General features: G+C 66.9%; 12 protein-coding genes. 8 read left to right on the top strand and 4 right to left on the bottom strand.

Annotation, left to right across the window (positions count from 1 at the left end):
• Positions 1–1,238, top strand: a 1,238-nt coding sequence (gene hemA / locus QZ755_RS12925; RefSeq protein WP_294323468.1) for a 5-aminolevulinate synthase, incomplete at its 5' end; no start/stop codon positions are given.
• A 37-nt stretch (positions 1,239–1,275) separates the two neighbouring features.
• Here hemA and QZ755_RS12930 read toward each other — a convergent pair.
• The 3 genes from QZ755_RS12930 to QZ755_RS12940 form a co-directional block, all read right to left on the bottom strand.
• Positions 1,276–2,073 (bottom strand): GGDEF domain-containing protein, encoded by a 798-nt coding sequence (locus tag QZ755_RS12930; RefSeq protein ID WP_294323471.1) that lies wholly within the window; start codon positions 2,071–2,073, stop codon positions 1,276–1,278.
• 121 nt (positions 2,074–2,194) lie between these two features.
• Positions 2,195–2,674 carry a DUF3429 domain-containing protein gene (locus QZ755_RS12935; protein ID WP_294323473.1) on the bottom strand — a complete coding sequence of 160 codons (480 nt, stop codon included), beginning with the start codon at positions 2,672–2,674 and terminating at the stop codon, positions 2,195–2,197.
• On the bottom strand, positions 2,667–3,167 hold the full coding sequence (locus QZ755_RS12940) for a hypothetical protein (RefSeq protein ID WP_294323475.1): 501 nt from the start codon (positions 3,165–3,167) through the stop codon (positions 2,667–2,669). Before QZ755_RS12940 ends, QZ755_RS12935 begins: the two co-directional genes overlap by 8 nt.
• Positions 3,168–3,238: 71 nt before the next feature.
• Between QZ755_RS12940 and rpiB the strand changes: the two genes are divergently transcribed.
• From rpiB to QZ755_RS12965, 5 genes are all read left to right on the top strand, one after another.
• Positions 3,239–3,679, top strand: a complete 441-nt coding sequence (gene rpiB / locus QZ755_RS12945) for a ribose 5-phosphate isomerase B (protein WP_294323477.1) — start codon at positions 3,239–3,241, stop codon at positions 3,677–3,679.
• 86 nt (positions 3,680–3,765) lie between these two features.
• Positions 3,766–5,061, top strand: a complete 1,296-nt coding sequence (gene glyA, locus QZ755_RS12950) for a serine hydroxymethyltransferase (protein WP_294323480.1) — start codon at positions 3,766–3,768, stop codon at positions 5,059–5,061.
• Between the two features lie 12 nt (positions 5,062–5,073).
• Positions 5,074–5,226 carry a hypothetical protein gene (locus tag QZ755_RS12955; protein WP_200922176.1) on the top strand — a complete coding sequence of 51 codons (153 nt, stop codon included), beginning with the start codon at positions 5,074–5,076 and terminating at the stop codon, positions 5,224–5,226.
• A 57-nt stretch (positions 5,227–5,283) separates the two neighbouring features.
• A complete protein-coding gene (gene nrdR, locus QZ755_RS12960; RefSeq protein ID WP_294323488.1) occupies positions 5,284–5,745 on the top strand; it encodes a transcriptional regulator NrdR in 462 nt (153 codons plus the stop codon).
• 183 nt (positions 5,746–5,928) lie between these two features.
• Complete coding sequence (locus QZ755_RS12965; RefSeq protein WP_294323493.1) at positions 5,929–6,972, top strand: TrmH family RNA methyltransferase; 1,044 nt, start codon at positions 5,929–5,931, stop codon at positions 6,970–6,972.
• Positions 6,973–7,218: 246 nt separating this feature from the next.
• Here the strand turns inward: QZ755_RS12965 and QZ755_RS12970 are convergent, their stop codons facing one another.
• Positions 7,219–7,524: a chorismate mutase gene (locus QZ755_RS12970; protein ID WP_294323495.1), complete on the bottom strand. Its 306-nt coding sequence runs from the start codon at positions 7,522–7,524 to the stop codon at positions 7,219–7,221.
• A gap of 104 nt (positions 7,525–7,628) precedes the next feature.
• On the opposite strand from QZ755_RS12970, the gene QZ755_RS12975 reads away from it, so the two are divergent.
• Together QZ755_RS12975 and rpsD are read left to right on the top strand one after the other, a co-directional pair.
• Positions 7,629–7,859 carry a hypothetical protein gene (locus tag QZ755_RS12975; RefSeq protein ID WP_294323497.1) on the top strand — a complete coding sequence of 77 codons (231 nt, stop codon included), beginning with the start codon at positions 7,629–7,631 and terminating at the stop codon, positions 7,857–7,859.
• Positions 7,860–8,025: 166 nt separating this feature from the next.
• Positions 8,026–8,637: a 30S ribosomal protein S4 gene (gene rpsD / locus QZ755_RS12980; RefSeq protein WP_242417682.1), complete on the top strand. Its 612-nt coding sequence runs from the start codon at positions 8,026–8,028 to the stop codon at positions 8,635–8,637.
• Positions 8,638–8,962 lie beyond the last annotated feature (325 nt).

An 8,962-nucleotide genomic window follows, 5' to 3' on the forward strand; every position in this document is an offset into this window, starting at 1 on the left:
TCGACGCAGTTCCGGCCCGCTCGGTCGATTACAACCGTGTCTTCGCACAGGCGATCGACCGCCTGCACGAGGAAGGGCGCTACCGCGTCTTCATCGACATCCTGCGCAACAAGGGGCAATTCCCCAATGCGCGGTGCTTCGCCGGGCATAACGGGCCGAAGCCGATCACGGTGTGGTGTTCGAACGATTACCTCGCCATGGGCCAGCATCCCGCGGTCATCGCCGCGATGGAGGAAGCACTCCACGATGTCGGCGCAGGCTCCGGCGGCACCCGCAATATCGGCGGCAACACGCACTATCACATCGATCTCGAAACCGAACTCGCCGACCTGCACGACAAGGAAGCAGCTTTGCTGTTCACGTCGGGCTATGTCTCGAACGAGGCGACGCTGTCGACGCTGGCGCGCATCCTGCCGGGCTGCATCATCTTCTCCGACGAGCTGAACCATGCGTCGATGATCGCCGGCATCCGCCATTCGGGCTGCGAAAAGCGGGTGTTCCGCCACAACGACCTCGCCCATCTTGAGGAACTGCTGGCTGCCGAAGACCCGGCGGTGCCCAAGCTGATCGCGTTCGAAAGCGTTTATTCGATGGATGGCGATGTGGCCCCGATCCACGCGATCTGCGACCTTGCCGACAAATATAACGCACTGACCTATCTCGACGAAGTTCATGCCGTCGGCATGTACGGCAAGCGCGGCGGCGGGATTTCGGAGCGCGACGATGCCGCATCGCGCCTGACCATCATCGAAGGGACGCTGGGCAAGGCGTTCGGCGTCATGGGCGGCTATATCGCCGCCGACCGCACCGTGATCGACGTCATCCGGTCCTACGCGCCGGGGTTCATCTTCACGACCTCGCTGTCGCCGGTGCTGGTCGCGGGTGCGCTTGCCAGCGTCCGCCACCTCAAGGCATCCCCTGCCGAGCGCGACGGGCAACAGGCCGCCGCCGCGATGCTGAAGGCGCTGTTCACCGAGGCCGGGCTGCCGGTCATGGACACGACGACTCACATCGTGCCGCTGATGGTCGGCGACCCGGTAAAGGCCAAGCGGATCAGCGACATCCTGCTGCGCGAATACGGCGTGTACGTACAGCCGATCAATTACCCGACCGTGCCCCGCGGCACCGAACGGCTGCGTTTCACCCCCGGCCCGGCCCACGACGAGGCTATGATGCGCGAACTGACCGCCGCGCTGGTCGAAATCTGGGGCCGGCTGGAACTGAAGAAGGCAGCGTAGCGCAAGGTCCTCCCCGGCATGGGGAGAATCTGCCGGCCTACACCTCGACCCGGTTCCCGCCCGCTGCGACCGCGGTTTCGATCCTCGCCCGTGCTTCGCGCAGGATCGTCTCGAAATTGCCGACATGGTCCGGCACGATCCCCGCCGAAGCGGTGACCCGTCCGATCGACGCGCCCGATTCACGCAAGCGGAAATTGCGTTCGGCCAGCATTTGCAGCACTTCCTCCGCCGCCGCGCGGACGGCGGTGATCGTCTGACCGGGAATCACGACGATGAACTCGTTCCCGCCCCACCGGATCACCTCCTGTTCCGGAAAGGTCCGTTGCAGCTTGGCGGCGAAGGCGTTGAGGATATTGTCGCCGACCGTATGACCGAATTCGCGATTGATACCGATCAGCCGGTCGATCGCGACCATCAGCACGACGAAGCGGCGGTCCTGTTCGCCGATCTGATCGAGGATGCGTCGCGCGCCCGTCTGGTTCAGCGCGTTGGTCAGCTTGTCATGATCGGCGTCCCCGCCCTGCAGCAGCGCGCGCAGCGTCGCCACCTCGTCGCGCAGCATCGCCAGGTCGCGCTCGGTTCCGGCGATCCGCATGGCCAGCGCGTGCGGATCGGTCGGGTCCGATCCGCCGCGCAGCGTCGCGTACAGCGCCGCCGCCCGGTCCGCCGGCAACCGCCCCGCATCGGCGACCGCCTGCTCGATCGTCCGCGACAAGACGGGATCGGCATCCGACAGATGCACCAGCGCAAGGTCGTACAGTGCGGGGCTGGGTTCCAGGTCGTGGCGTTCGAGGAACGCCAGCGCGGCATGGGCTTGGTCGAACCGTATCGGCATTGCCGCACGCTAAGCTGCCGGATCGGGGCTTTCAATCGCCCTTCACCGCCACTGGGCACAGGAAATGGGTTAATCGCCGGAGCGTCCGCTGCCGGACATTTGCCCGGTGTGGCAGCGATATTCAGCGTTGCGCCAGCAACCCCGCCAGCAACGTCAACGCCGCCAGCCCGACCGACAGCGGCAGGCGCAACCGCATCCACCATGGCGGCACATACCCGGCGCGCACTAGCGCCATGTCGACCAGCAGCGACCCCAGCAGCCCGGCGGCGACGATCGCCGCGGCCGACACGACCGAGGTGAACAGCACCGCCCCCGCCGCCAGCGCGACCAGCGACGGCACGACCGCGATCGCCAGCCACAAGGTCAGTGCCGCGCCGCTCACCCGCGCCGCCGCCGCGCCCCACCACATGCCCCCCAGGAAGCTCAGGATCAGCGCGGCGTAGAGCAGCGACAGCGCCAGCATCATGCCGCCCCGCGCCGGATCGATCAGCCGCCATGCGATGCCGATGATCGGCGGCAGCAACCCGGCATAGCCCAGCAGCAGCGCCGGCACCGGCGGCCGCACCCGGACCGGCGTCGGGACGGCCGACGGATCAGTCACGGCAATAGCCTTCGCCCGACTTGACCGTCAGGCAGTCCTTCTTGCCCGCCAGCCATTTCAACCCCGTCGCATCGCCGTCGCTCGGCCGCAGCAGCAACGTCTCCGCACCGCGCTTGAACCGGATACCCTCGGGCGTGATCGTACCGGTATAGCGGCCCTTGTTGTCGAGGTCGTACTGCATCTCCAGCTGCACCTCCCCCTGCGCCGGACCGGTCACGTTCAGGTACATGCCCTCGACCCCGATCCACCGGCCCAGATAATGGTTCGCGCCCAGCATGGCGGTGTCCGTCGCGCCGGAGGTCGCGGTCGGCGTCGGCGTCGGCGTCGGCGTGGGAGTCGGCGTCGGGCTGGCCATGCGCGGGGCGATCGGCGCGGGCAGCGGCGTCGCAGCGCTGTTCTCGATGTCGGCCTGGGTCGCGGCCCCTTCGCTGCGTCGCTCGTTGGCGCCGCACGCGCTCAATGCCAAAGCCGCGACGATGATCGTTCCACGCATCCGTTTCGTCCTTTCCTGCCCGTCTGCGACGAAGCCTAGCCTTGCTCCGTGCCGACCGCTAGAAGCGCGCCATGGCCCGCATCGCACTCGCATCCGACCACGCCGCCCTGACGCTCAAGGCAGAACTCGCCACTTGGTTGCATGACCAGGGCCACGACGTCGCCGACCTTGGTCCGCACGATGCCGCCAGCGTCGACTATCCCGACTATGGATACAAGCTGGGCCAGGCAGTTAGCGGTGGCGAGGCCGATTTCGGTGTCGCATTGTGCGGGTCGGGCATCGGTATCTCGATCGCGGTCAACCGCGTCGCCGCGTGCCGCTGCGCGCTGGTGTCCGAACCGCTCTCGGCATCGCTGGCACGCGAGCATAACGATGCCAACGTCATCGCGATGGGCGCACGACTGATCGGGATCGAGATGGCAAAGGCTTGCCTGAGTGCGTTCCTGTCGACCCCGTTCGGCGGCGACCGTCACCAACGCCGCGTCGACAAGCTGGGCAATCCGCCAGCCTGACCGGGCAAACCCGATTCACCGGGTGGCATTTCGACACCGCCCGGATTAAAGCGCGCGCGACCTCTTTCTCAGCGGGAGCCGCGCCCATGACCGACCAGTTCCGCCCCGACGGTTTCTTCGAAACCACCCTTGCCGATGCCGACCCCGACGTGTTCGCCGGCGTCACCCACGAACTGGAGCGTGAGCGCTATCAGATCGAGCTGATCGCATCGGAAAACATCGTGTCGAAGGCGGTGCTGGAGGCACAGGGTTCGGTCTTCACGAACAAGTACGCCGAGGGCTATCCCGGCAAGCGCTACTATCAGGGCTGCCACCCTTCGGACGAGGTGGAGCAGTTGGCGATCGACCGCGCCAAGCAGCTGTTCGGCTGCGGCTTCGTCAACGTGCAGCCGCATTCGGGCGCGCAGGCGAACGGCGCGGTGATGCTGGCGCTGACCAAGCCCGGCGACACGATCATGGGCATGAGCCTCGATGCCGGCGGCCACCTGACGCACGGCGCCAAGGCGGCGATGTCGGGCAAGTGGTTCAACGCGGTCCAGTACGGCGTCGACCGCGACACCCATTTGATCGATTACGATCAGGTCGCGGCACTGGCGCGCGAACACCGCCCGACCCTCATCATCGCCGGCGGTTCGGCCTATCCGCGCCATATCGACTTCGCCCGGTTCCGCGCGATCGCCGATGAAGTCGGCGCGAAGTTCATGGTCGACATGGCGCATTTCGCCGGCATCGTCGCCGCCGGGCTGCACCCCACGCCCTTCGGCCATGCCGATGTCGTCACCACCACCACGCACAAGACGCTGCGGGGGCCGCGCGGCGGCATGGTGCTGACCAATGACGAAGCCATTGCGAAGAAGATCAACTCGGCGGTGTTTCCGGGACTTCAGGGCGGCCCGCTGATGCACGTCATCGCCGCCAAGGCAGTCGCGTTCGGCGAAGCGCTACGTCCCGAGTTCAAGGACTATATCCGCGCCGTCGTCGAAAACGCGCAGACGCTGGCCGCCACGCTCAAGAGCCGTGGCGCGAATGTCATCGCGGGCGGCACCGACACCCATCTGGCGCTGATCGACCTCACCCCGCTGGGCGTCACCGGCAAGGATGCCGACGAGGCGCTGGAGCGTGCGGCGATCACCTGCAACAAGAACGGCATTCCGTTCGATCCGCTGCCCCCGGTCAAGACCAGCGGCATCCGCGTGGGGTCGCCCGCCGGCACCACCCGCGGCTTCGGCAAGGCCGAATTCACCGAAATCGGCAACATGGTCGCCGATGTCCTCGACGGGCTGCGCGCAAAGGGCGAAGCCGGGGACCCGCAGGTCGAGGCGGACGTTAAGGCACGGGTTCGGGCGCTGTGCGAGCGGTTCCCGATCTATCCGGGTCTGTAAGGAGTTCGACAAATGCAGGACAAGTCGGTTGGCAAGAGCATGGCGAAATGGGGTGCGCTGGGCGCGGTGATCGCGATTCCGGTGCCCTTTGTCGGCCCGCTGATCGGCGCCGCCGCCGGCGCCGGCTATGCGTACTACAAGGCGAAGAAGCAGCCGCGCTACTGATGCGGCACCCTGCCCGTCCCGCCACTGCGCGGGGCGGGCGGGCCAATGGGAATTTCGATGCGCTGTCCCTTTTGCGCCCATGAAGACAGTCAGGTGAAGGACAGCCGTCCGAGCGACGACGGCGCCGCCATCCGCCGCCGCCGGCAATGTTCGGGCTGCGGCGCGCGCTTCACCACCTTCGAACGGATCCAGCTGCGCGACCTGACCGTCGTGAAGTCGGGCGACCGCCGCCAGGCCTTCGACCGCGACAAGCTGCTCCGCTCGGTCGCGACCGCGTGCCGCAAGCGCCCGATCACCCCCACCCAGGTCGAACGCCTCGTCTCGGGCATCCAGCGCCAGCTCGAAACCACAGGTGAGAGCGAAGTCCCCTCCGGCCGGATCGGCGAACTGGTGATGGAAGGGCTGCAGGGCCTCGACCCCGTCGCCTACATCCGCTTCGCCAGCGTCTACAAGGACTTCCGCGAGGCGAAGGATTTCGAGGAATTTGCCGGGACCGTGGGGGATGCGGCAAAGGGGTGAGGCCCCTTCACCCCTAACCCCGTTCCCACACTCACACCGTTTGGTTCGAGCAGCTTCGAGCCTGTCGAGAAGCGTCTGTCGAGAACCCGGTCGCCTGCCCCTTCCCCCCGTTCGGTTCGAGCAGTATCGGGCTTGTCGAGATACGACCGTCGAGAACCCGGTCGCCGGACCCCAAGGCTTGTCATGTTCTACGTCTACATCCTGAAATGCTCGGACGGCACCTACTATACCGGCCACACCGAAGACCTCGACCGCCGCATCGCGGAGCATCAGTCGGGCGCGTTCGAAGGCTATACCCATGACCGACGCCCGGTCGAACTGATGTGGCACGAGAGCTTCCAGACCCGTACCGACGCGCTGGAGCGCGAGACGCAGGTCAAGGACTGGTCGCGCAAGAAGAAGGAAGGGCTGTTCCGCGGCGACTGGTCGACCATCTCTACGGCGGCGAGTTCTCGACAACCGCATCTCGACAGGCTCGATGCTGCTCGAACCGAACGGGAGGGGGCGGTGAACAACCAGCCCGTTATCGTCCTCGTCCGCCCGCAACTGGGGCAAAACATCGGCAAGGCCGCGCGCGCCATGCTGAACTTCGGCCTTGTCGAGATGCGCCTCGTCGCTCCGCGCGACGGCTGGCCCAACCCCGAGGCCGGCCCGGCGGCCAGCGGCGCCGATCAGGTGCTGCGCGATGCCACCGTCTATGAAACGGTCGCCGAAGCCGTCGCCGACTGCGCGCACGTCTATGCGACGACGGTCCGCAAGCGCGGCATCACCAAGCCGGTCGTCACCCCCGAAGCCGCCGCGCAGGCAATTCGCGCCGAACCCGGCCGCTCGGCGATCCTGTTCGGACCGGAACGCTCCGGCCTCGAAACCGACGATGTCGCGCTGGCCCGCACCATCCTGACCGTGCCGATCAACCCGGAATTCGGTTCGCTCAACCTCGCACAGGCGGTGATCCTCGTCGCCTATGAATGGTCGAAGGGCGAGGGGCTGGCCAGCCCGCCGACCGTCGACCTCGGCGTCCCCGCCCCGCACGAGGAGCTGGAGGGCATGATCGGCCAGCTGGACGACATGCTGGAGGCCGCCCGCTTCTTCTATCCCCCCGAACGCGCGGCGACGTCGCGCCGGACGCTCCGGACGCTGCTGACCAAGGCCGGCTGGACGTCGCAGGAGGTCCGGACGATGCGGGGCGTGCTGTCGGCACTGGATGGGGCGAAGCGGCGGCGGTAGGCTTCGCCGCCAAGCCTTATCCTCACCCCCTTATCCCCATCCCGTTTGCTTCGAGCGGAGGTTCGAGCCTGTCGAGAACCGTAGTCGAGAAGGGGTTGCCCCAAACGGGGCGTTCTCGACGAGGGTTGGGTCGGATTGTCCCCCGGACAATCCTGAACCATGCGGGGCATGGTTCACCCAACCCGCTTCTCGACAAGCTCGAAGCTGCTCGAACCGAACGGATGGGGAATGGAGGAGAAGGCGAAGCTACCCCCGCGTCGCGTCGAACCTTGCCAGCTCATACGCGATCGACGCCTCGACCAGCCGCTCCCACAGGTCGGCCACCACGTTCTCCGGCACACCCATCTCGACCGCCGCCGCCCGCGCATTCGCGATCACCTCAGCCTTGCGCGCCTCGTCGCGCACCGCGCCGCGCCCCGGCTTGATCCGCGCTGCCGCATCCATGTACGCAAAGCGCCGCGCCAGCAGCGCGACCAATTCGCGGTCCAGCGCATCCACGCCCGCGCGGACGTCGGTCATGGTGGTACAGTCGGGGCCGGGCAGGATCGTCATGGTTGCGCGTTGTAGCGACAGATGCTCCGCTGTCGATCCTTCCCTCGTCCGGACAACCGCGCTAGGCTCCCCGACCACGCACAATACAAACGGGGTGCCGGTCGATGTCGCTGCTTCTCTTGCTGGCCTCGGCCACCCTCCAGGCGCCCGTCCCCTCCCCCGCGCCGGGCAAGGCCACGCCGGAACGCGAATGTCGCCGCGTCCCCAATGCCACCGGTTCCCGCCTGGGGCCGAAGCGCGAATGCCGCACGCCGGCCGACTGGGCCGCGATCGACAAGGCGGGCGAGCAGGATGCCGATGCCATGCGGCGGCGGACGGCGCGGCAGACCTATTGACGGTGCCTTGACTCCCTGGGAGTGACCGGCTAACCGCGCCGCTTCGCAATTCGGCCCCGCATTCCCGGTGAAGCGGTGGCCCCGACCTTTGGGTCGGAGGCGAAGACCGGGAGCCGCGATCGTCCCCGGACGGTCAAACGTCATACCAGATTGCATTGGAATATTTATGTCGAAGCGCTCCAGCGCCAAGTACAAGCTCGATCGCCGCCTTGGCGAGAATATCTGGGGTCGCCCCAAGAGCCCGGTGAACAAGCGCGAATACGGCCCCGGCCAGCACGGCCAGCGCCGCAAGGGCAAGATGTCGGACTTCGGCATCCAGCTGCGCGCCAAGCAGAAGCTGAAGGGCTATTACGGCGACGTCACCGAAAAGCAGTTCAAGCGCACCTATGAAGAAGCGTCGCGCATGAAGGGCGATACCGGCCAGAACCTGATCGGCCTGCTCGAACAGCGCCTCGACATGATCGTGTACCGTGCCAAGTTCGCGCCGACCGTGTTCGCCGCGCGCCAGCTGGTCAGCCACGGCCACGTCCGCGTCAACGGCGTGAAGTGCAACATCGCGTCGCGCCGCTGCTATGTCGGCGACGAAATCTCGCTGGGCACCAAGGCGCAGGAAATGGCGCTGGTCCTCGAAGCGCAGACCCTCGCCGAGCGTGACGTTCCGGAATATATCGGCGCCGAAGGCACCAAGGTCACCTTCACCCGCGTGCCGACGCTGGACGAAGTGCCCTATCCGGTGAAGATGGAACCGAACCTGGTGGTCGAGTTCTACTCGCGCTAACTCGCGCTGAGCCAAGGTCCAGCGAAGCTGGACCGAGGCAAAAATTCGGCGCGAGCGGCCGGCGGGGCCAAGGCCCCGACCGACGACGCGGGCTTCGCCCGCGGCGCTGGCAGAAACAAAAGGGCGGCCCCGCAAGAGGCCGCCCTTTTTCATTGCCCTCCACCGCGGTTCGCCCAACAAGAACGGCCGCGATGCCCTTCCTCCGCTACACCGCGCCCACCACGGGCTTCATTGCCCGCTGGCAGAACCGCCTCGCCAATGCGGTACCCCTGAAGCGACTACGCCGCGCAGCGCTCGGCCGCCTCCCCTTTCCCGTGCTGGAAAG

The sequence above is a fragment of the uncultured Sphingomonas sp. genome, assembly GCF_913776855.1.
GTDB lineage: Bacteria > Pseudomonadota > Alphaproteobacteria > Sphingomonadales > Sphingomonadaceae > Sphingomonas.

Excerpts from the sequence above, each read along its gene's own strand:
- QZ755_RS12930 (WP_294323471.1), bottom strand. The coding sequence starts at position 2,073 with ATGCCGATACGGTTCGACCAAGCCCATGCCGCGCTGGCGTTCCTCGAA.
- QZ755_RS12940 (WP_294323475.1), bottom strand. The coding sequence starts at position 3,167 with ATGCGTGGAACGATCATCGTCGCGGCTTTGGCATTGAGCGCGTGCGGC.
- rpiB (WP_294323477.1), top strand. The coding sequence starts at position 3,239 with ATGGCCCGCATCGCACTCGCATCCGACCACGCCGCCCTGACGCTCAAG.
- glyA (WP_294323480.1), top strand. The coding sequence starts at position 3,766 with ATGACCGACCAGTTCCGCCCCGACGGTTTCTTCGAAACCACCCTTGCC.
- QZ755_RS12955 (WP_200922176.1), top strand. The coding sequence starts at position 5,074 with ATGCAGGACAAGTCGGTTGGCAAGAGCATGGCGAAATGGGGTGCGCTG.
- nrdR (WP_294323488.1), top strand. The coding sequence starts at position 5,284 with ATGCGCTGTCCCTTTTGCGCCCATGAAGACAGTCAGGTGAAGGACAGC.
- QZ755_RS12965 (WP_294323493.1), top strand. The coding sequence starts at position 5,929 with ATGTTCTACGTCTACATCCTGAAATGCTCGGACGGCACCTACTATACC.
- QZ755_RS12970 (WP_294323495.1), bottom strand. The coding sequence starts at position 7,524 with ATGACGATCCTGCCCGGCCCCGACTGTACCACCATGACCGACGTCCGC.
- QZ755_RS12975 (WP_294323497.1), top strand. The coding sequence starts at position 7,629 with ATGTCGCTGCTTCTCTTGCTGGCCTCGGCCACCCTCCAGGCGCCCGTC.
- rpsD (WP_242417682.1), top strand. The coding sequence starts at position 8,026 with ATGTCGAAGCGCTCCAGCGCCAAGTACAAGCTCGATCGCCGCCTTGGC.